A 19,747-nucleotide genomic window follows, 5' to 3' on the forward strand; every position below is an offset into this window, starting at 1 on the left:
GTTTTGCACCCTGTTTTGTAACGTAATGTTGCAGATTGTTATAACTTTTAACGAAATTCCAGCATCCTCTCCCTCATAGATTGGTAAACTGAGAACCAATCGTAACGTCGGCGTAAGTTCGCTAGCCGATTCGTCATTCATACCCCCTTCGCCCAGACAACTCACTGGAGCGAGGGACTGAATCCAAGCCAGCCCCCGATCGCAGTGATAGGAAACGAGTAAAAAAATCCTATGGTAGATTCCGTTCAACGACCCGTCGCCGATGAGATCCGTCCTGGGGTCAAATCCCCCGCCAAAGACACCATTCTCACCCCTCGGTTCTATACCACCGACTTTGAAGAGATGGCCAACATGGACATCTCCGTCAACGAAGACGAACTCCAAGCCATCCTAGAAGAGTTCCGAGTTGACTACAATCGTCATCATTTTGTTCGGGACGAGGAATTCAACCAGTCTTGGGACAAAATTAGCGGAGAAGAGCGCCGGCTGTTCATCGAATTCCTAGAACGCTCCTGCACCGCCGAATTTTCAGGATTCCTACTCTACAAAGAACTAGGGCGGCGTCTCAAAGACCGCAGCCCAGTCTTAGCGGAGTGCTTCAACCTCATGTCCCGTGACGAAGCCCGTCACGCCGGCTTCCTCAACAAAGCCATGTCTGACTTCAACCTCCAGTTAGACCTCGGCTTCCTGACCAAAAGCAAAAAATACACCTTTTTCAAACCCAAATTCATCTTCTACGCCACCTATCTCTCCGAGAAAATTGGCTACTGGCGTTATATCACCATTTATCGCCATCTAGAACAGCATCCCGAAGACCGGATTTATCCAATTTTCCGCTTCTTCGAGAACTGGTGTCAGGATGAAAACCGTCATGGCGACTTCTTCGATGCCATCATGCGGGCCCAACCCCAATACCTCAACGACTGGAAAGCGCGCCTCTGGAGTCGCTTCTTCCTCCTGTCCGTCTTCGCCACCATGTACCTCAACGACCTACAACGGTCTGGGTTCTACAAAACCATTGGTCTCGATGCACGGGAGTATGACATCGAAGTGATTGAGAAGACCAACGAAACCGCAGCCCGAGTCTTCCCCATTAAACTAGATGTCAACAATCCTCAGTTCTATGGTCGCCTCGATCGCTGTGTCGCCAACAACGAGAAACTGCGGGAGATTGACGACTCCAACGCCCCAGGTGTGGTTAAGTTCTTCAAGAAACTGCCCCTCCTGGCCAACAATGGCGTTCAGTTCCTCAACCTCTATCTGATGAAACCCATCGACATGGAAGCCAGCCGCGAAATCGTCCGCTAAGGCTGAACTTCCTCATATCACAAACCGACCCCCTCAGGAGAATCATCTCCTGGGGGGGTCTCCTGTAGTCAGGTTCTGAGTCTTATTTTAAAGGCGAGCCAGAGCCTCACGGTTAATCTCGATGTTAAAGTCATTTTCATCAGCATCAGACTGCGATCGCGTCACTTGTCCAATAAAGAGGGGTTCCGTGACATCCTCCTCAGGGTGCAAGAGCACTCGTCCACGAATCAGGAGATTTTGCCCCAACCGTCCAGGAGAAAACTGGTTAATGGCGGCTTGGCGTAGGGTCGCTTCCAGTTGGCTCTCATTAATATCATTGGGCAGTTTAATCACCACCTGTCCGCCCCCATTATCATAGACAACACTATAAGGAACAGACCCCGGAACCAAGGTCGTCGTAATAGGAAAGAGACTGAGGGAGAACAACCCCACCGTCAAAACTGCCATAAAGCCCGTGATTCCCACAAATCGGAAGCGAACGCCCCATTGCAAGAGAAACGCCAGCAGAGCCAGCAGACCAAAGGCGGCCGTTGTCCCCAAAGACCACAGAGTAGCCTGGAGAAAGTCCGCAGGGGTTAAAAAGGCTAACGAGAGTTGGCAATACATCATAGATATCCGCTAAAGGTGAACCCGTTAACAACAGACCGTTAACGGCGATACATTACCCAGATTACGGTAAAACGACCGGCAATGCCCGTCAGGGCGATCGCCCTCAATCCCCCCTCACCGTAAGGACTCTAACCCCAAAACCCATCCCATCACCCCCTAGCTTTTGTAACGGAATATTACAGTTTTGACGTTAAACCAGCAATCTGTCTTGACAGTCCCGGAGAAAGTCTTTAGAGTGTTGAACATACCTGGGTCGAACAACCCGAAATCACATGCAAGACAAACAGAAAGTAACCTTATATCTATCGTCAGAACTGCACCGCAAACTCAAAATTCGAGCGGCGGTTGACGGGGAACCCATGTCAGCCCTAGCTCAAAAGGCACTCGTATTTTTTCTCGAACATCCTGAAGTGGTGGACAGCTTCGACGCTGTTTCCGGCCATACCCATCAGGTGTATAGCTGTCCCAGTTGCGAAACGCAGACAGTGATCCGAGAGGGAGAGTTAGTTGCTGTCGGACCAAGTTCTGAAGCAACCGAAGGCGATTTGGTTGGACAAGTCAACGCCGGTCTTGAGCAATCCTCTGAGTCAGAAGAAGACTTAGTCACCTGCTAAAGACATCCCCACGTTTCACTGTCAGGAATTTACCTTGACGTCCCTGATCTTTATTTGCTCCGTTCACTCCGGTCGATGGTTATGAAAGAAGAGCTAAACATTCTTATCCAAGCTCAATACCCTTTAATATACCTCGTGACCTTTGAGGAGGAGCGATCTGAACAGGCGGTCGAGGTGATTGCCCAGTCTGTTAAACCCCAGCGTCGGGTCTTTACCTGGACGTCAACCAAGGGCTTAATGGACTACAGCCAAACGGGCGGAGCCAATCCTCACAATACCTTGTCTCCAGAAGCGGCATTAGATTGGGTCGTTCGTCACAAGGAACCCGGAATTTATATCTTCAAAGATTTACATCCGTTCCTCGACAATCCCAACGTGACCCGGGCCATTCGGGATGCGATCGCCTACTTCCGAGGCACAGACAAGACCATTATCCTCATGTCTCCGGTACAAAACGTGCCCATCGAATTGGAGAAAGAGGTGGTCGTTCTGGACTTCCCGCTTCCCGACCTCAAGGAACTCAACCGAGTCCTCTCACGACAGCTAGCCGACTCGCGCAGTAAGCGCATCAGCACCGAAGCCCGTGAGAAACTGCTCAAAGCCGCCTTGGGACTCACCAAAGATGAAGCGGAAAAGGTTTACCGCAAAGCCCAGGTCACCGCAGACCGGCTAACGGAAGCCGAAGTCGACATTGTTCTGTCGGAGAAAAAACAACTCATCCGCCGCAATGGCATCTTAGAATACATTGACGAGGATGAGACCATCGACTCCGTTGGCGGACTCGAAGAGCTGAAACGCTGGCTCTATCAACGCTCCAACGCCTTCACCGAGAAGGCTCGGGAATATGGCTTACCCCAACCCAAAGGCATGTTAATTCTGGGGGTTCCCGGTTGCGGCAAATCCATGATTGCCAAGACCACGGCCCGCCTCTGGGGACTTCCCCTGCTCCGTTTAGACCTCGGTCGCGTCTATGACGGCTCCATGGTGGGGCGTTCCGAAGCTAACCTGCGTAACGCCCTAAAAACCGCCGAGTCCATCTCCCCAGCCATCCTCTTTATCGACGAGCTAGATAAAGCCTTCGCCGGGGGTGCCGGTTCCGGGGACTCAGACGGAGGCACCTCTAGCCGTATCTTTGGCTCCTTCCTGACCTGGATGCAGGAGAAAACCTCTCCCGTCTTCGTCATGGCCACCGCCAACCGGGTCGAACGCCTCCCTGGAGAGTTCCTCCGCAAAGGGCGTTTCGATGAAATCTTCTTCGTGGACCTCCCCACCACCCAGGAGCGCCAAGAAATTTACCGCATCCATCTGTTGAAGCGACGCCAAGACATCAGCCGCTTTGACTTGGAGCAACTCGCTAAAGTTTCGGACGGATTTTCGGGGGCAGAAATCGAGCAAGCCACCATCGCCGCGATGTATGAGGCCTTCGCCCAAGATCGTGAGTTCACCCAGCTCGACATTATCGCCGCCGTGAAATCCACGCTACCGCTGTCCAAGACCATGACCGAACAGGTCACCGCGCTACGAGATTGGGCAAGACAGCGGGCGCGTCCAGCTGCGGCTGCTATGGCTGACTATCAGCGCATGGAGTCGTAGTCACAAAGCTTTCCCCCCGAACTCATCCTTCGGGGGGGAGAGGCTAGCCCAACCGGTTAGCTGTTCAGACGACACGCAAGTGTCATTTACCTAAACCAACCACGTTGTTCTAAACCAAGTTCCACACGGAGGAAACTCTCATGTCTCACTTTAGCACCCTGCGCACCAAAATCACCGATGCAGAAGTTTTAAAATCTTCCCTGCGTGATCTCGGCATCAATGTCAAAACCGAAGCGGATGTGCGCGGTTACAACGGTCAACGTGTTCGCGCCGACCTAGTGGCGGTTCTTGAAGGCGAGTACGATTTGGGCTGGTCTCGCAATGGCGACGGCTCCTTTGACCTCATCGCTGACCTCTGGGGTGTTGCTAAGAAACATAATCAGACTGAACTGATCAACTCCATCAATCAGAAGTACGCGGTTAACAAGACCTTGGCTGAAGTCCGCCGTCCGGGTCTGCAAAACGCGAACGTTAAGCTGATGGTTCAAAAGTAAAATCGCTGCGCGTTCCCAATCTTGCGGGTTAACCTGAGTCTAACGGGTTAGCCCGTTTTTTCTGGCCCATTTTTTGTTAAGATATGTTGAGGGATTCAGAAAACTCACGTGGAAATTCAGCAATTTTTCGGTTTTTTCCTGCTGTTGGCGATCGCCCTTGGGGGAATGGGGGTGATGGTCTGGGCCTATGTGGGCAGCGGCAGTCAGGCGGTCTTATTTCCCAATCCTGTCCCCTCGCAGCCCCCCGGGGCAGAAGCCTTCCAAGCAGGCTGTGAGGCCTTTGAACAGGGTCACTATGCCGCCGCCATCGCCGCCTTTGAGCGGGAGTTGCGATCGCACCCCAAGTCTGCGGAAGCCTATCACAACCGAGGACTGGCCTTTGCCAACCTGCGGCAAGACGACAAAGCCGTCGAGAATCTTCTCAAAGCCAGTCAGGAGTACGCCGAAGCCGATCGCCCCGAGGGGTTAGCCCAAATCCAAGAACAGTTAGAGGCCCTAAAAGCCCGTAAACTGGCCCAAAGCTCCTAATACCAGCGATTTAATCGAGCCAACCATGCCCAGAGCCTTAATTACCGGTGCCTCCTCAGGAATTGGAGCAGAATTTGCCCGCCAACTCGCCCCCCAAGGCTATGACCTCGTCCTGACGGCGCGATCGCAAGCCCCCTTAGAGACCCTAGCCGCTGACCTGCGCCAACGTCATAGCATCGACGTCGAAGTCATTCCCCTGGATTTAACAGACCCCGAAGCCCCCAGCCAGTTATATCAACAGACCTGCGATCGCCAGCTTCAGATTGACCTACTCATCAACAATGCCGGCTATGGAGACTATGGCGACTTTGCCGAGGGCGATCGCCAGAAACTCCTAGGGATGGTGCAACTGAACATCAGCGCCCTCACCGACCTCACCTATCAATTTCTCCAACCCATGCGATCGCGCCAATCAGGAACCATCCTCAACATCGGGTCCATTGGCGGCTTCCAACCCATCCCCTACCTGGCCCTATACGCCGCCACTAAAGCCTTTGTCCTCAGCTTCAGCGAAGCCCTCTGGGCAGAAAATAAAGACCTGGGCCTAAAAGTCATGGCCATCTGCCCCGGCCCCACCGCCACCGCCTTCAACGACGTCGCTGGATTTCCTAAAACCGAGTTGGCCAACAGCGCCCCCGAACTAGCCTCCGTCGAGTCTGTCGTCAGCGAAGCCCTCAAAGCCATGAAACGTCAGAGTGGCAGTGCCGTTGTCGGGGGCTGGGCCAACCATCTCATTACCAGCATTCCCCGTCTCTTACCCCGAGACACCATCGCCCAAGTCATCGGCGAGCAATTCCGGCCCAAATCCCAGACCCCAGACTAATCCTGAACCTGGGCCCCATGACGACGAGGATCATCTCCCTGAGACCCCGTAACCGGCCCAGAGGTCACCTCCGACCTGCGTCCCGCCTGACGGCGATAGGGAAGTGAGCGGCCCGCCACCAGGGCCTCCAGATTCGCCGCCACCACCGTCCGGGGTTGTTCACCAATCGTTTGGGCCACCGCCTCCCCTTGGGGATTCAAAAAAACAAAATGGGGAATCCCATCCACCTCATAGCGGCCCATTTCCGGCAGCCACTTGCTGTTATCCACATTCAGCATCACAAAATTCACGCGATCGCCATACTCCTCCCGTAACGCCGCCATATCCCCCGCCATAGCCTGGCAACTGGTACACCAATCCGCATAAAACTCCACAAAACTGGGTTGACCATTCTCCAGGGCCTCCTCCAAAGGCAGCGAAGTCTTCGCTAAGCTAGATAGAGAGGCCGTTGTCCCCTGAGTCTGAAAAGCCAGGACAATTAAAACACTCAGAACCGCTGCCACCGTAACCACAATCAAATTACGGACTCGCGTCACAACCGTCGCCTCTGACGACGAGACAGATGTATCCAATGGTTTCTCAGCCATGAGTTCTTTCGTAAAACCTGACAACAACACGTTACTTATAGTGTAAAGCCCCCCGTGGGCGATCGCCCTTGAAAGCCGAGTTTCCATGAAAAAGCGTGTCACCCTCACCTTCCCCCGCCAATCGGTGCAAATGCCCGTCACCTACCGCTTAGCCAAAGACTTCAACATCGCCTCCAACATCATTCGCGCCCAAGTCGCCCCCAACCAAATCGGCAAACTGGTGCTAGAACTATTAGGAGACATCGATGAAATCCAAGAAGCCATCGACTGGATGCGGGGCCAGAATATTTCCGTCGCTGTCGCCAGTGGAGAAATCGAAATTGACGAAACCATCTGCGTCGACTGCGGTCTCTGTACCGGCGTTTGTCCCACCCAAGCCCTATCCCTGCATCCAGAAAGCTTTGAACTGTATTTCACGCGATCGCGCTGTATCGTCTGTGAACAGTGCATCGCAACCTGTCCCGTACAAGCCATTTCCACGAATCTTTAACCACTCCTAATCCCCAACCAAGGATGGGCCCCTTACATCTGCTCTCAACCGTCAAAACCCGCTCCTGGCTCTCATTCACCCTCTTCCTCCTGGTGTACATTAACCTCGGCTGGTTACTCCAAGCTCAGCCGGCCTCCGGGCATCTCTGGCTGCTGATGCTACTGATGACCCTGGGCCTCGCCGAAGCCCTAGCCTCACCCTGGTCTGTGATTCGTAACATTTGTACCCGCTGGTTTAGCTCCAGTTTACGGGGCTTCGTCAGCGCCATGATAGCGGCCTTTGTGGCCGTCATCCTGCTAACCGAAGTTTCCCTGTTCTCCCATATCGTACTATTACTCTCCGCCGGCTTACTCTATCGCCTCGATGCCACCATTATGGGGTTAACCGATATGCAAGCCCTCTTCTTGATTTTAATGACCGCACTTTTAGGATTAGGACTGGGCAGTTTGTCATACTTTATTATTTATGGATAACCTTGAAGTATTCCCCCAGAAACTGGTGCGCGATCGCATCCCCGAAATCATCAAAAACTCCGGGAAGCCGTGCCAAATCGAATATCTCAATCCAGAAGACTATCGCCAGGCCCTGCGAGACAAACTCATCGAAGAAGCCCAAGAAGCCGCCCAGGCCCAGGACGACCATCTCCTCAGCGAACTAGCGGATCTCCAAGAAGTCATCGACGCACTTCTAAGCAGCTATGAAATCTCTCCCGAGAGCCTCAAGCAGCGACAACAGCAGCGTCAGCAAGAACGAGGTGGCTTCGCACAGCAGATTCGGCTGTTGCGCGTCGGCGGGGAAGGCGATCGCTAATCTGAACCTAATCCGCCCTGTCGCCATCAATATCTATAGCCCTAGACCCTCGGCCCCCAACCCTATCATGAAGCCATCCCTGAGATAAGTTGAGGATTTTCGCAAGATTTATGTCTTATCTTATATGCCTATGCCTCCAGCACGCTAGACTCTACCTAGGCTCACCCCTAGTTTCTCCGGTTCTTCCACGCTCAATTGTCCTGGAGGGCGAGCTAAGGTTCCACCCATTTTTGTCTCTTTAGCACCATGGTTTGCAATCGTGTTTCATCCCTAACCCTCCTAAGTCTGGGGCTGCTGCTGGGACTTCTCAGTAGCCATCAGCGTCCCCTGAGCGCCCAATTTTCTACCCCCAACACCGGCACTCCCATCAGTTCCGGGGGACGCAGACTTCAGTTCTCCCCACCCGATCGCGGCGCACCCGAATCCGCTGATGGGGGAGCCACTCGACGCTCCGACTGTCTAGAGGTGGTGCCCCTCATGCCCGTTGACCCTCGTAACGTTCACTTTGGCCTGACCTATCAAGAACATCCCACCCTCTATTGGTACCTGGGTAGTGCCCAAGAGGGATTAGAAAGCGCCGAAATCATCATCGAAGGAGAGACCCCCAACGGCGACATAGAAGACGTGCATCGAGCCAGCGTCAGCCTTCCCCCCAATCTCAGCCAACGAGACCATATTTTAAGCTTTTCCGCCCCCAGCAACGAACCCGGATTAGTCACCGGCCAGTCCTATCGTTGGTTCCTAGAAATCCAGTGCAATCCCCGGGCCATGGAAGATCCCACTAGCCTGATGATTTACCAAGGTTGGATTGAGCGAGTGGAACCCGAAGCCGAGGTGGCCCAACAGTTAACCCAGGGTCAGAATGTCGAAGAATCCGCCTATCTCTATGGAACTCAGGGGATTTGGTTTGACTATCTTCACCAAATGACCCGCCATCTCAATGCTTGGTCTTACATTCTCGCCGGATTTGGGGTCATTCCCCCCGACACCGACGTTGAGGTCGTCAGGCCCATGCAACAAGACTGTCCCGACCAGGCTACCATTCAAGTGTTGCCCATCTGGCATCAGTCATCTGACATCGAAGCCGGAGAATGACTCCCTAAGCGGGACTCCTAAGCAACCCTCCATCCTAGGTGCATCGAATGTTGTTCCCCAACGGCAAACCTTATGTGGGATAAACTTCGACAACAGGTGTGGCGGTGGCGAGGGATTTGGGCGATCGCCCCCACCGCCACCGTCATCGTTTTTCTAATACGCGCGACGGGACTTCTCCAAGGCTCAGAACTGGCAGCCTTGGATGTATTTTTTCGCCTCCGTCCCTGGGACGGCCCCGACAAACGGGTGTTAGTGGTGGGAATCTCCGAAAGCGATTTGCAACAGTACGGTCATCCCATCAACGATCAACTTCTTGCCCAGGCCCTGGCGTACATCGCCGCCGGCCAACCCCGGGCCATCGGCCTCGATATCTATCGAGACTTACCCGTACCACCGTCTTACCGAGAAATTGTCCAGCAGTTTCAAGACCAACCCGAGTTACTCTTGCAAAACCCGCCCCTAGAACCGGGTCATGCCCAACTCAATCAGCTCTACCGAGAGATAGATAACCTCATCGGCATCGCCAAAATCACCGGTGGTGTCGATCGCGTTGCCCCACCTCCGGTCCTAGCAGAACTCGGCCGTGTTGGGGCCAACGACTTACCCCGAGACCAAGATGGCCGCTTGCGACGGGCCTTCCTCTATCTCACCGACCCCCAATCCCAAGAAATTGTCCTCAGTATCGGCTTACATCTCGCCCTACTCCACCTCGAACCCTATGGCATTTTCCCTGAAGTCACCGACGATGACCGTCAATGGGTGCAACTAGGAGATACCGTCTTTGTCCCGCTCTATAGTGGCGATGGGGGCTATGGCGCCTTTGACGATCGCGGTTACCAAATTTTTATCAACTACCGCAAAAACGGTAAAGCCTTTGAAACCATTAGCCTACAAGATATTTTAGAGCAACGGGTTTCCTCAGATATCTTTCGCGATCGCACCGTCCTGATTGGCCACACTGCCGAAAGCCTCAAGGACTTTTTTGATACCCCCTTCAGTGTGCAAGCCGAGGGGATTCAGAAAACCTCAGGAGTAGAAGTCCACGCCAACGTCGTCAGCCATATCCTCAGTGCCACCCTCGACGGGCGATCGCAAATTCTCACCCTTCCCAACCCCCTAGAATGGGCCTGGATTTTCCTAGCCGCCATCTCCGGCGCCAGTTTAGCCTGGATTTGGCGCTATAGCGATCGGGCCATGCGCCTATTGGGGCAAATCCTCTCCGGAACCGTCATCATCGGCATCGCCTACTGGGCCTTTTTAGAAGGCTGGTGGATTCCCTTACTCCCCCCCCTGCTTGCCCAGAGTCTAGCTGCCCTCAGTGTCATCGCCTACGTGGCCCGCTCAGCCGTCGATATTCGCCAAACCTTTAGCCGCTACCTCACCGATGAAGTGGTCGCCACCCTCCTAGAAACCCCAAAAGGCTTGCAATTAGGAGGAGAACGGCGTCGAATCACCATTCTCACCTCCGACTTACGAGGCTTCACCAGCATCTCAGAACGACTCCCCCCAGAAGATGTCGTCTCCATCCTCAACATCTATCTCGAAGCCATGGCCGATGCCATCACCCACTATCAGGGAACCATCGACGAGTTTATGGGGGATGGAATTCTGGTGCTGTTTGGCGCCCCCACCCAACGCCCCGACGATGCCGAACGCGCCGTCGCCTGTGCCATCGCCATGCAGCAAGCCATGGCCCAAGTCAATCAAAACATGACCCAGTTAGGCCTGCCCAACCTGGAAATGGGAATTGGCATCAATACCGGGGAAGTCGTCGTCGGCAACATCGGCTCCCTCAAACGCACCAAATATGGCATTGTCGGCTCCCAAGTCAATCTAACCTATCGCATCGAATCCTATACCGTCGGCGGTCAGATTCTCATTACCGAATCGACCCTAAACGAGGTCGACAGTGCCCTGGAAATTGACGGTGAAGACAAAGTCTCCCCCAAAGGCGTCAGCCAACCCATCTCCATTTATTCCGTCGTCGGCATCAGTGGCAAACATACCCTCAGCCTATCCCGAGATCACCTGCCCCTCCATGAACTGAACCCCGCCCTTCCCGTCTCCTTTACCCCCTTACAGGGCAAACAACTGAGCGATCGCAACTATCCCGCCCAACTGATTAAACTCTCACCCCAGGGCGCTCATCTCAGTTCACCCCATGGAGCAGATGTGTTAACGAACCTGAGATTAATCATCGATTTACCCGAATCCTTTGGAAAACGCTCGGAAGAGTTTTACGGCAAAGTCATCAAAGACGAGAGCGTCCCTCCCAACGGCTTCGCCATCCGCCTCACCGCCGTCCCCCTAGAACTCAAAGCCTATTTTAAGCAGCTTTACCAACCCAACTAACCCCACAACTCCCTACGCGCACCTCTCCTCCCACAGCTGCATCAGGGCTGGAGTCCCCGTAACCGTCACCTGCCGTCCGTCCCCCTCATAGCACACCTCCAAGGTCAAATAAGATGGGGGCAACTCCGGTAACCGTTCCGCCCATTCAATCACCATCAACCCAGGCTCGACTTCCAATCCCTCCCAGTACAACTGAGGCTGTAACCCCCACACCTCCGAGGACTCTAAACGATAGAGGTCCAGATGATAGAGGGGAATGCGACCATCATCATACTCATTAATGAGCGTAAAGGTGGGGCTGACAATGCGATCGCCAATCCCTAACCCCGCACCGATTCCTTGAACGAGAGTCGTTTTACCCGCCCCTAACTCCCCTTGCAGCAGTAACGTGGTCCCGGCGGGTAATCCCTGGCCGAGTTTTTCACCCAAGCGGTGGGTAGCGTCAGCATTGGCGAGAAACAGGCTTGTTGAGGTCATGGGAAGAAGGCAATAGGCATAACCCACCCCTAACCCCTCCCAGGAGGGGAAGGCAATAGGCAAGAGGGGGGAGGGGGAAGAAGGCAATAGGCATAACCCACCCCTAACCCCTCCCAGGAGGGGAAGGCAATAGGCAATAGGGGGGGAAGGCAATGGAACGATAAAAAGGGATTGGGTGATGGGTGGGGCAACTCAGTTACACTGGAGGGCAGAATTTTTCGTCGCTAGCATAGATTTGGCATGATGACCCGTCGCTCCTTTCTAATATCTCGTCTGTTGACCCTCGTTTTGCTGGGATTCACTGCGATGACTGGCCTTCTGGCTTCCCCCTCAACCGCTTGGGCCATGGGGGGAACCTTACCCCCGCTGAATCAAGTCGCTCCAGACTTCACCCTCCCCAGTAATAGCGGTGATGGGGAGATTTCTCTCTCCGACTATCGGGGACAATGGCTAGTCGTCTACTTCTACCCCGCCGATTTTACCCCTGGTTGTACCTTAGAAGCCCGCCGCTTTCAAGAGGATTTGCCCAAATACCTAGATCTCAACACCCAAATTTTAGGCATTAGTGCCGATGACGTAGATTCCCATCAAGACTTTTGTGACTCCGAAGGCCTGCGCTTTCCCCTATTATCCGATGTTGGGGGAGCCGTCAGTAAAGCCTATGGGTCCTGGATTTACTCCCGCTCCGTCCGCCATAGCTTTATCATTGACCCCGAGGGCATCCTGCGCGATCGCTTTGTCAAGGTGAACCCCTCGATTCACAGTCAGGACGTGCTGACTCGCCTCAAAGACTTACAAACCTCCTCCTAATCCACGTAATAGCCTTTCGGGGGAATCAGATAGGTTCTCCAGTCCGCCGCCTCCCCAGCATCCCCGGGGCCATACTTCGCTAAACGCCAGCTTTTCCCCTCCTTTTGTCCTTGTAGATAGAGGTCGAACGGTTGTTTCGGGCGAGTCACCGTTCCTCGGGGTAACTCAATCGTGAGGCGATAGGTTCCCCGCAGATGATATCCCGGTAAATCCTGAATCATCACCGGGGCATTTTCCCTCACCTTAACCCGATCCACACTCCAGGTGGGGGCTTCACTCAGACGTAACTGGGAGGTGAGCTGGCTCTGAGTCTGTTCCAGTTGTAAAGAAATCGCATCGGCCACTAAGTCTGTATCAAAGAAAATCGGCACAGCCGAACAGGCCGCCAATGCGATCGCCACCAGACTCAGCCCAAGCCAGCGCCCTAGTCCCTGCCAATATGCCGCCAACACCGTTAATCCTCATCCATTCTGGGCAAACCTATCATACAGCAAGGGCCCCATCCCCACTCCCAGTTGCCCCAGTTGCCCCTCCCGTCATCAGATAGGAACCCAGAGCCAGGAAAAGCACGTTAAAATCTCAAAACAGCGTTGCATTGTTGAGGTTGACTGTGAACGATAAAGACCCAGATTTCCGTCAAACCGGCGATTCCCAGACCCGCATCTTGCCTCAAACCCTATGCCAAACCCTGTTCATCCTCGCCAGTTTACTGATTCTGCTGGCCGGCCCCCTCTATGCCGTACCAAGCCAGTCCCCGGCTCAGGCCGCTCCCATCCAAGAACAAACAGAAGCCCCCGGACAGGTGATTTACCAAACCCGTCATCGCCTCAAGGACAGTTTAGGGAACTCCTGGCAGGTCATTTTCTACAAACGAGTTGCAGAGTCTGACGAAACCCGTAATCTTAATCTACGTCTAGCTGGATTCCCCGGCGCAGTGGAGTTTCAACATCCCCAACCCCTAATCCTCACCCCCTCACGAGGGGACAAGTTAGAAGCCGCCGATGACTTTGCCGAGGAGGCCCCGGCCCCCAATATCGGCGAATATGATATGGGGGCGATCGCCAATCGTTTGCCCTCTCGCGGTTCCCTAGAATTAACCCTCCCCCTCAAAGAACGGCCAGCCAGCTTACAAATTCCTCTCCCTGTCATCCTGGAATGGCAGGACATCGTCAAAAAATAGTAATCTACTAGGCAGTAGGGGGAAGAAGGCAAAAGGCATAACCCACCCCTTGCCTCTTGCCTCTTGCCTCTTGCCTCTTGCCTCTTGCCCCTATTCCCCACCATGCTCAACCCCAAACTCGATCGCCTCTATCACGAAATCAAAGGGGTTATCCTCGCCAAACAACATCCCGTCAGTGGCCTACTTCCTGCCAGTACGGCCATTACCGAACATGGGGACTATACCGATGCCTGGGTGCGGGATAATGTCTACAGCATCCTCGCCGTCTGGGGATTGGCTCTGGCCTACCGCAAAATTGATACAGAACAGGGACGAGCCTACGAACTTGAACAGAGTGTGGTCAAGTTGATGCGCGGTTTGCTGCGCTCAATGATGAACCAGGCCCACAAAGTCGAACGGTTCAAACATACCCAAGACCCCCTCGATGCCCTTCATGCCAAGTATGATACGGCCAGCGGCGATCCGGTTGTGGCCGACCATGAATGGGGCCATTTACAGATTGATGCGACCTCGGTGTTTCTGTTGATGCTGTCTCAGATGACCGCATCGGGGTTGCAAATTGTCTTTAATCTCGATGAGGTTAACTTTGTCCAAAACCTCGTCTATTACATTGGCCGCACCTACCGCACCCCGGATTATGGCATTTGGGAACGGGGCAATAAAATTAATCATGGTAAGCCGGAACTCAACGCCAGTTCCGTGGGGATGGCTAAGGCGGCCCTAGAGGCCATGCAGGGAGTTAACCTATTTGGCACTCGTGGCGACCAAGCCTCCGTGATTCATGTGGTCCCTGATGATATTGCCCGGGCCCGCATTACCTTAGAGGCCCTACTCCCTCGGGAATCCAACTCCAAGGAAGTGGATGCGGCTTTGTTGAGTGTGATTGGCTTCCCCGCCTTTGGGGTGGAGGATAGTCAGTTGCGCGATCGCACTCACCGTAAAATTGTCGATAAGCTGCAAGGGAACTATGGCTGCAAACGCTTCTTGCGGGACGGTCACCAGACGGCGATTGAGGATAGTAACCGACTCCACTATGAACCCCAAGAACTTCAGCAGTTCGAGAACATTGAATGTGAATGGCCCCTCTTCTTTTGCTATTTATATCTCAATCATCTTTTCATGGGCAATCTAGATAAAGCCCGTGAGTATGGCAAGAAAATTGAAAAGATTTTAGTCGAAAAAAATGGCTGGGAACTCCTTCCCGAACTCTACTATGTTCCCGAACACTTAATCGAAGCGGAACGAGAAACCCCCCATACTCAAGCCCGCTTGCCGAATGAGAACATCCCCCTAGTTTGGGCTCAAAGTCTCTATTGGCTAGGAGAAATCATAGAAGCAGGACTGATTGACTTAGGGGATATCGACCCCCTGGGACGGCATTTACATCGGCGTAAACCCCATCCGTCGGTCGTTCAAGTGGCGCTCCTAGCAGAAGATAGCGCCTTACAAGATGAACTCGCGGGTTATGGCATCGCCACAGAAACCCTAGCAGAGATTGAACCGATTAAGCTCAGTGATGCTCAAGAACTCGCCGGTATTTACTACCAGGTTGGGCGCAATGAAAAGTTAAATCTAACCGGCCGACCCAAACGGCTCGTCCGCAGTTTGACCACGGCACAAGTATTTCGGATTCGGGGTGAGCGAGTCATGTTTCTGCCCTCATTTGTGAATCCCCAACAGTTTTATATCACCCTGGATTACCACTTTCTCATTGCCCAAATTGAAAGTGAAATTTCCTATATTTCTCGCCATTGGTATAACTTAGGTCGGCCCACCCTCATCCTGATGTTGACCCGTAAACTGGTGGAAACCGGTCAAGAACCTCTCCTAGAACTGATGTTGCAATTGCGGGACGGGGACTGTAAAGGCACTCCCGTTCGCTTGGGGTCTCTCAATCAGTTACTCTTAACCGCTGGGAGTGAACGCATTGATGATTTAGAGGAGTTTGAAGTCTCCCAACCCTCGCAAACGGAAGCGGAAGTCTCCAGTGCTTATCTCCTCTATAACCCAACCCAGAGTCAGCCCCTAACCCCCACCCAAGAGTTTAGCCTCGAATGTGAACGGGAGAGTGACGTATTGCTCGAACGGTTGCGAGAGTCTCAGAATATCTACGAACAGGTGGAAATTCTGCATACCCTAGTCGGTTTGGAAGGTTTAGAGTTCGATACTGGCTTCGGGGGTGAGCGCCCAGTAACCGTGGCGGATTTACTCGAAGAACTCTACAACAAAGCCAGTCATTATGATGCTCGTAACACCGGTACCGTTCATTGGTCTGTAGTACGCTATGCGGCGGGGTTATTGGGCAAAGCCAGCCTCGGCTTGACAGAAGCAGTCACCGATGTTGTGGTGCGTCAGAAACAGTTGGCTATCGGCAAATCCTATAGTGAAGAGTCGATTATTACCAGTCCTCTGCCTCACAACGAGTTGATGGAGAAGATTGATCGCTTCTGTCATGAAGATGTGCGCGATCGCGTCCTCACCCAAGAAATTGCCATCTATCTCGGCTTGATGATTCAAGCTGAACCGAGTCTCTTTGATGGCCTACTCACCCTGCGCGTCGGGTATCTAATTTTGCTGTTAACCACTGAGATTGTCAGTGAATTTGGCATGACCCAGGATGAAGCCTATAACAAACTGATGCAGTTGAGTCCCTTTGAGATTCAAACCCGTCTGCGGGGGGCGATCGCCGGCTACACGGGTTTTAACCGCCGTCTACAAGAGCAGGAATCCCTACATATCAAATCCAGCAGCCCCACAATTGATTGGCGGGTCTTACCGGAGGATATGACCGAGGAAACTCCCCCAGACGACTGGTTACGACAACGTCAGCGGGATGGGGCCGCCGGCCGGGTTCCTAAACAGTTTTATCCCCGAGTTTGGCAAATCCTCAACCATTGCAAGGGTCTGGTAATTGGGGACAAACTCGAAAGCCGCAACCGCATTGAGAGTGAGTATATTCTGGCGGAGATGACCCCCGGCGAGAAAAACTTTGCCCTGCGGGTGGAACGGTTATTGAATAAAATTCCTGCCCCCCAATATCGCCATCTCACCATCGAGGCCCTGATGGAGTTACAGGCCCTGTTCGCCCGCAACCCGGAATTAGAAATCGACGACTATATTGTCTTGGATGTACTGATTGGCCATGCGGTGCGCCTATCCTGGCAACAGCGGTATCCCGAACGCATCGACCGGTACGACGAAGACCGCGCCGCCGCCTGGAGTAACTTCTATGAAGCCTCCCCCTCCATTTGTGCCCAGTTTATTGCCCAGGCCTTTGAGTTCCTCAGTCACGAAGGCTCGAAAGCGGAACTTGAGGAGGTTGGGCAGAAATAGCTAATCGGGTAACCACAGAGTCACAGAGGACACGGAGGGGGAGGAGGGGGACGATTTCGGGGTGCTCAGAGGGGGCTGTCTTGGGGGCTGTCGATAATGGTTTCCAGGTGCTGTAGGAGGTCTTCAGTTTGTTCGAGCATGGACATATGGCCGCAGCCGTCGAGTTCGATGACATTACCTCCACAACAGCGTTTGAAGAGACTATGGAAACTCGCTAGATGATGGACATATTTGGGTTCCATAATCTTGTCTTTGGCCCCGGCGATGAAATAGACCGGCTGCTGGAGTTGGGAGACAATATGGGGCAGGCGATGGACTTCTTCCTCTGTGGTGGAGTCCAGGAGGGCCCCTAAGGCGGCTTCGGGATTGGCGACGACCCAGTCAATGACTCGTTGCTGTCCCCACAGAAAGGGAAGGGGTTTCGCGACGGCGGCCCGGGTAAAGAGCCAACACATGAGAGACACTTGGCTAAACCAACGCAAGCGCCATTGAACAATCCGCCGGCCCACTGCTCGGAAACGTTCAAACTCCTCTTTGAGATAAATTCCTCCTCCGGCGTTGACACAAATGACCCCTTTTATGCGTTGGGGGAATAAATGGGCCGTCCATAGGGCTAAGGTTCCGCCGAGGGAATGGCCCACGAGCCAGACATCCTTGAGGTTGAGCTGTTCGAGGAGGTGATTGAGGTCTTTGGCATAGTCAGCCGGACTGTAGCCGAGGTTACTGGGGGAGTCTGGAGGGAGTTGGGAGTCTCCAAAGCCGCGCAAGTCATAACTTAAGCATTGGTGCGATCGCGATAGGCGATCGATGGCAGGCTGCCAATAGTGACGACTGAGCAGCCAACCGTGGATAAAGACTAAAACAGAACCGTTCGGGACGGGGTCACTTAACTCGTAAACGTGTTCAACCCCGAGGATATTAATGGTTGCCATAGCTACCATCATAACGCCCAGGGGAGCAGATTAGTTGCCCTGGCGCATCTGTTCCATATAGGAGCGGGGAGTCATCTCCCGAGCTAAGCTCCAAACGGGCTCTTGTAGACCCGAGGGAAGATAGGACATGACCAGACCAAAGATGGCTTTACGATTACTGGGATTCTGCTGTCGGTAGGTTTGCAAGAGTTTCCGTCCTGGCTGAGGCTGATGGCCCTCGATATAGCGCAGGCCCAACAGAAGCCGCGTATCTTGGAGGCGTTGCTGGCGGTTGGCTTCGAGGGTTGGGGAGTCCTGAAAGTTGAAGTACTCTAGGTATTTGAGTTTGTCTTCGAGGTAGCGGATATCTCGTTGGATACTTTGCTGTTCGGCGTGAACTCGATACTCCATCAGCCGTTGATCGAGGTAATAGCCGACCTTTCCGGCTAAGGCTAAACGCACCAATAAGTCGTTATCCTCACAGTTTTGTAAGTCTGGGCGCATAAAGCCGACCGTCTCTAAGGCGGCTTTGCGGAAGAGGGTGCAGCCAACTTGTAAACTCTGGCGGATAAAGACGACCTCTAAGAGATTGTCAATCACACCCGTTTCTAGAGATTCTCGTCCCCAATAGCGGGAGTTTTGCTCGCTGGCGTCGAGATCCCGCTGATTGGTCTGATTGATGAGCCAATGGTCACAACTGACAAAGTCCACCTGGGGATACGCGTCTAAGACGGCCACCATCTGGGTGAGGAAGTCTGGGGTGAGGCGATCGTCGTCATCAAATTTGATGAAGTAGTCCCCCTCGGCGGCGTCAAATCCCGATCGCATATTGTTGCTTTTACCGATGTTTTGAGGATGACGCAGATAGCGAATCCGGGTATCCTGGGCTTCATAGTCCCTCATTCGCTCTGGAGTCTCATCCTGGGAGCCGTCATCACAGACAATCAGTTGCCAATCTTGCAAGGACTGGTTGACCACACTGTCAACGGCGAAGGGAAGCAGGTTTTGACGGTTATAGGTGGGGATACAAACGCTAACTTTAGGCATGGACGGGGGTAAGAGTCAGGATTTCGCCACAACAGGGCGATCGTCTCTAGTATAGTCTTCCTCTCTAGAGGCTCAGACTCTGGTAGTTTCCTGGGCCACGAGAAACCCGCTTCAAAGCAAATGGCTTCGTTGCGGGTCACAGTAGCGTTAAGGTCGCTAAGATGTCAGACGCTGACCGACTAATTCAGCCAGCGTCACACCTAAAAAACTTATTTAGTACAGTGCTTCTTCCTGGTGGGTTTCGATGGTGCAGTCAGAGGTGGGATAAGCCACGCAAGTCAGCACATAACCCGCTTCGATTTGGTCATCATCGAGGAAGGACTGATCAGACTGATCGATGCTTCCTTCGGTGATTTTGCCGGCGCAGGTGGAGCAAGCACCCGCACGGCAGGAGTACGGCAGATCCAACCCTTGCTCTTCGGCGACATCGAGGATGTACTCGTCATCGGGAACTTCGATCGTCGTGTTGAGACCTTGCTCTTCGTTAACGAGCGTGACCTTGTAAGTAGCCATGAAATGATCCTCTCTATATCTATAAGTTTTCCTAATTCAACAAATCGAGGCTTTGGGCCCCGACTGAGGTTGTTTAGGTATCTCCTATCTCTGATATTACGGGAAAAGCTAACGGATGCAACCCCTAAATCGGGAATCTTTGTAACGAAATTTATTATAATAATTCCTAATTC

General features: G+C 53.3%; 21 protein-coding genes. 14 read left to right on the forward strand and 7 right to left on the reverse strand.

The window, feature by feature from the left end:
* The first annotated feature begins 231 nt into the window (after window positions 1–231).
* On the forward strand, window positions 232–1,308 hold the full coding sequence (acsF, locus tag NEA10_RS13910) for a magnesium-protoporphyrin IX monomethyl ester (oxidative) cyclase (RefSeq protein WP_252661359.1): 1,077 nt from the start codon (window positions 232–234) through the stop codon (window positions 1,306–1,308).
* Window positions 1,309–1,395: 87 nt separating this feature from the next.
* Here acsF and NEA10_RS13915 read toward each other — a convergent pair whose 3' ends face one another.
* Entirely contained in the window at window positions 1,396–1,917 is a 522-nt protein-coding gene (locus NEA10_RS13915) for a Ycf51 family protein (RefSeq protein ID WP_252661367.1), read from the reverse strand.
* Between the two features lie 272 nt (window positions 1,918–2,189).
* Here NEA10_RS13915 and NEA10_RS13920 point away from each other — a divergent pair, with 272 nt between their 5' ends.
* The 5 genes from NEA10_RS13920 (at window position 2,190) to NEA10_RS13940 (ending at window position 5,969) form a co-directional block, all read left to right on the forward strand.
* On the forward strand, window positions 2,190–2,531 hold the full coding sequence (locus tag NEA10_RS13920) for a slr0373 family blue light stress response protein (protein WP_252661369.1): 342 nt from the start codon (window positions 2,190–2,192) through the stop codon (window positions 2,529–2,531).
* 81 nt (window positions 2,532–2,612) lie between these two features.
* Window positions 2,613–4,124, forward strand: coding sequence for a stress-responsive protein Ycf46 (ycf46, locus tag NEA10_RS13925; protein WP_252661377.1), 1,512 nt, complete (start codon window positions 2,613–2,615; stop codon window positions 4,122–4,124).
* A gap of 140 nt (window positions 4,125–4,264) precedes the next feature.
* Window positions 4,265–4,618, forward strand: a complete 354-nt coding sequence (locus tag NEA10_RS13930; protein ID WP_068790228.1) for a DUF1257 domain-containing protein — start codon at window positions 4,265–4,267, stop codon at window positions 4,616–4,618.
* Window positions 4,619–4,726: 108 nt separating this feature from the next.
* Window positions 4,727–5,146, forward strand: a complete 420-nt coding sequence (locus tag NEA10_RS13935; RefSeq protein ID WP_252661379.1) for a tetratricopeptide repeat protein — start codon at window positions 4,727–4,729, stop codon at window positions 5,144–5,146.
* A gap of 25 nt (window positions 5,147–5,171) precedes the next feature.
* Window positions 5,172–5,969, forward strand: coding sequence for an SDR family NAD(P)-dependent oxidoreductase (locus NEA10_RS13940; RefSeq protein ID WP_252661381.1), 798 nt, complete (start codon window positions 5,172–5,174; stop codon window positions 5,967–5,969).
* On the opposite strand, the gene NEA10_RS13945 is transcribed toward NEA10_RS13940, so the two are convergent.
* Complete coding sequence (locus NEA10_RS13945) at window positions 5,966–6,556, reverse strand: thioredoxin family protein (protein WP_252661382.1); 591 nt, start codon at window positions 6,554–6,556, stop codon at window positions 5,966–5,968. The two genes, NEA10_RS13940 and NEA10_RS13945, sit on opposite strands and share 4 nt — an antisense overlap.
* 85 nt (window positions 6,557–6,641) lie before the next feature.
* Here NEA10_RS13945 and NEA10_RS13950 point away from each other — a divergent pair, with 85 nt between their 5' ends.
* The 5 genes from NEA10_RS13950 to NEA10_RS13970 all read left to right on the forward strand — a co-directional run bounded on the left by NEA10_RS13950 (window position 6,642) and on the right by NEA10_RS13970 (window position 11,303).
* Complete coding sequence (locus tag NEA10_RS13950) at window positions 6,642–7,046, forward strand: NIL domain-containing protein (protein WP_252661384.1); 405 nt, start codon at window positions 6,642–6,644, stop codon at window positions 7,044–7,046.
* 23 nt (window positions 7,047–7,069) lie between these two features.
* Entirely contained in the window at window positions 7,070–7,519 is a 450-nt protein-coding gene (locus NEA10_RS13955) for a hypothetical protein (protein ID WP_252661386.1), read from the forward strand.
* Complete coding sequence (locus NEA10_RS13960; protein ID WP_252661388.1) at window positions 7,512–7,856, forward strand: nucleoside triphosphate pyrophosphohydrolase; 345 nt, start codon at window positions 7,512–7,514, stop codon at window positions 7,854–7,856. The genes NEA10_RS13955 and NEA10_RS13960 overlap by 8 nt, the downstream gene beginning before the upstream one ends.
* A 246-nt stretch (window positions 7,857–8,102) precedes the next feature.
* Window positions 8,103–8,951: a DUF928 domain-containing protein gene (locus tag NEA10_RS13965; protein WP_252661390.1), complete on the forward strand. Its 849-nt coding sequence runs from the start codon at window positions 8,103–8,105 to the stop codon at window positions 8,949–8,951.
* Between the two features lie 72 nt (window positions 8,952–9,023).
* The gene (locus NEA10_RS13970) at window positions 9,024–11,303 is read left to right on the forward strand and encodes a CHASE2 domain-containing protein (RefSeq protein ID WP_252661392.1); all 2,280 of its coding nucleotides are present in this window, start codon (window positions 9,024–9,026) and stop codon (window positions 11,301–11,303) included.
* Between the two features lie 12 nt (window positions 11,304–11,315).
* On the opposite strand, the gene tsaE is transcribed toward NEA10_RS13970, so the two are convergent.
* Window positions 11,316–11,780 carry a tRNA (adenosine(37)-N6)-threonylcarbamoyltransferase complex ATPase subunit type 1 TsaE gene (tsaE, locus tag NEA10_RS13975; protein WP_252661400.1) on the reverse strand — a complete coding sequence of 155 codons (465 nt, stop codon included), beginning with the start codon at window positions 11,778–11,780 and terminating at the stop codon, window positions 11,316–11,318.
* 306 nt (window positions 11,781–12,086) lie between these two features.
* On the opposite strand from tsaE, the gene NEA10_RS13980 reads away from it, so the two are divergent.
* Window positions 12,087–12,590, forward strand: coding sequence for a peroxiredoxin (locus NEA10_RS13980; RefSeq protein ID WP_252661402.1), 504 nt, complete (start codon window positions 12,087–12,089; stop codon window positions 12,588–12,590).
* Here the strand turns inward: NEA10_RS13980 and NEA10_RS13985 are convergent.
* Window positions 12,587–13,039, reverse strand: coding sequence for a hypothetical protein (locus tag NEA10_RS13985; RefSeq protein WP_252661404.1), 453 nt, complete (start codon window positions 13,037–13,039; stop codon window positions 12,587–12,589). The two genes, NEA10_RS13980 and NEA10_RS13985, sit on opposite strands and share 4 nt — an antisense overlap.
* A 161-nt stretch (window positions 13,040–13,200) precedes the next feature.
* Here NEA10_RS13985 and NEA10_RS13990 point away from each other — a divergent pair, with 161 nt between their 5' ends.
* Together NEA10_RS13990 and NEA10_RS13995 are read left to right on the forward strand one after the other, a co-directional pair.
* Entirely contained in the window at window positions 13,201–13,770 is a 570-nt protein-coding gene (locus tag NEA10_RS13990) for a DUF3122 domain-containing protein (RefSeq protein WP_252661406.1), read from the forward strand.
* 102 nt (window positions 13,771–13,872) lie between these two features.
* Window positions 13,873–17,103: a glycoside hydrolase family 15 protein gene (locus NEA10_RS13995; RefSeq protein ID WP_252661408.1), complete on the forward strand. Its 3,231-nt coding sequence runs from the start codon at window positions 13,873–13,875 to the stop codon at window positions 17,101–17,103.
* A gap of 65 nt (window positions 17,104–17,168) precedes the next feature.
* On the opposite strand, the gene NEA10_RS14000 is transcribed toward NEA10_RS13995, so the two are convergent.
* The 3 genes from NEA10_RS14000 to NEA10_RS14010 all read right to left on the reverse strand — a co-directional run bounded on the left by NEA10_RS14000 (window position 17,169) and on the right by NEA10_RS14010 (window position 19,574).
* Window positions 17,169–18,044: an alpha/beta fold hydrolase gene (locus NEA10_RS14000; protein WP_252665360.1), complete on the reverse strand. Its 876-nt coding sequence runs from the start codon at window positions 18,042–18,044 to the stop codon at window positions 17,169–17,171.
* Between the two features lie 21 nt (window positions 18,045–18,065).
* On the reverse strand, window positions 18,066–19,061 hold the full coding sequence (locus tag NEA10_RS14005) for a glycosyltransferase family 2 protein (protein WP_252661410.1): 996 nt from the start codon (window positions 19,059–19,061) through the stop codon (window positions 18,066–18,068).
* 213 nt (window positions 19,062–19,274) lie between these two features.
* Complete coding sequence (locus NEA10_RS14010; RefSeq protein WP_068788976.1) at window positions 19,275–19,574, reverse strand: ferredoxin; 300 nt, start codon at window positions 19,572–19,574, stop codon at window positions 19,275–19,277.
* Between the last annotated feature and the right edge of the window lie 173 nt (window positions 19,575–19,747).

The organism is Phormidium yuhuli AB48 (assembly GCF_023983615.1).
Taxonomy (GTDB): Bacteria; Cyanobacteriota; Cyanobacteriia; order Cyanobacteriales; family Geitlerinemataceae; genus Sodalinema; species Sodalinema yuhuli.

Coding starts and splice junctions, on each gene's coding strand:
- NEA10_RS14000 (WP_252665360.1), bottom strand. CDS start 18,044: ATGGTAGCTATGGCAACCATTAATATCCTCGGGGTTGAACACGTTTAC.
- NEA10_RS13945 (WP_252661382.1), bottom strand. CDS start 6,556: ATGGCTGAGAAACCATTGGATACATCTGTCTCGTCGTCAGAGGCGACG.
- NEA10_RS13955 (WP_252661386.1), top strand. CDS start 7,070: ATGGGCCCCTTACATCTGCTCTCAACCGTCAAAACCCGCTCCTGGCTC.
- NEA10_RS13995 (WP_252661408.1), top strand. CDS start 13,873: ATGCTCAACCCCAAACTCGATCGCCTCTATCACGAAATCAAAGGGGTT.
- acsF (WP_252661359.1), top strand. CDS start 232: ATGGTAGATTCCGTTCAACGACCCGTCGCCGATGAGATCCGTCCTGGG.
- NEA10_RS13965 (WP_252661390.1), top strand. CDS start 8,103: ATGGTTTGCAATCGTGTTTCATCCCTAACCCTCCTAAGTCTGGGGCTG.
- NEA10_RS13920 (WP_252661369.1), top strand. CDS start 2,190: ATGCAAGACAAACAGAAAGTAACCTTATATCTATCGTCAGAACTGCAC.
- NEA10_RS13980 (WP_252661402.1), top strand. CDS start 12,087: ATGACTGGCCTTCTGGCTTCCCCCTCAACCGCTTGGGCCATGGGGGGA.
- NEA10_RS13970 (WP_252661392.1), top strand. CDS start 9,024: ATGTGGGATAAACTTCGACAACAGGTGTGGCGGTGGCGAGGGATTTGG.
- NEA10_RS13940 (WP_252661381.1), top strand. CDS start 5,172: ATGCCCAGAGCCTTAATTACCGGTGCCTCCTCAGGAATTGGAGCAGAA.
- NEA10_RS13960 (WP_252661388.1), top strand. CDS start 7,512: ATGGATAACCTTGAAGTATTCCCCCAGAAACTGGTGCGCGATCGCATC.
- NEA10_RS13915 (WP_252661367.1), bottom strand. CDS start 1,917: ATGATGTATTGCCAACTCTCGTTAGCCTTTTTAACCCCTGCGGACTTT.
- NEA10_RS14010 (WP_068788976.1), bottom strand. CDS start 19,574: ATGGCTACTTACAAGGTCACGCTCGTTAACGAAGAGCAAGGTCTCAAC.
- NEA10_RS13930 (WP_068790228.1), top strand. CDS start 4,265: ATGTCTCACTTTAGCACCCTGCGCACCAAAATCACCGATGCAGAAGTT.
- ycf46 (WP_252661377.1), top strand. CDS start 2,613: ATGAAAGAAGAGCTAAACATTCTTATCCAAGCTCAATACCCTTTAATA.
- NEA10_RS14005 (WP_252661410.1), bottom strand. CDS start 19,061: ATGCCTAAAGTTAGCGTTTGTATCCCCACCTATAACCGTCAAAACCTG.
- NEA10_RS13950 (WP_252661384.1), top strand. CDS start 6,642: ATGAAAAAGCGTGTCACCCTCACCTTCCCCCGCCAATCGGTGCAAATG.
- tsaE (WP_252661400.1), bottom strand. CDS start 11,780: ATGACCTCAACAAGCCTGTTTCTCGCCAATGCTGACGCTACCCACCGC.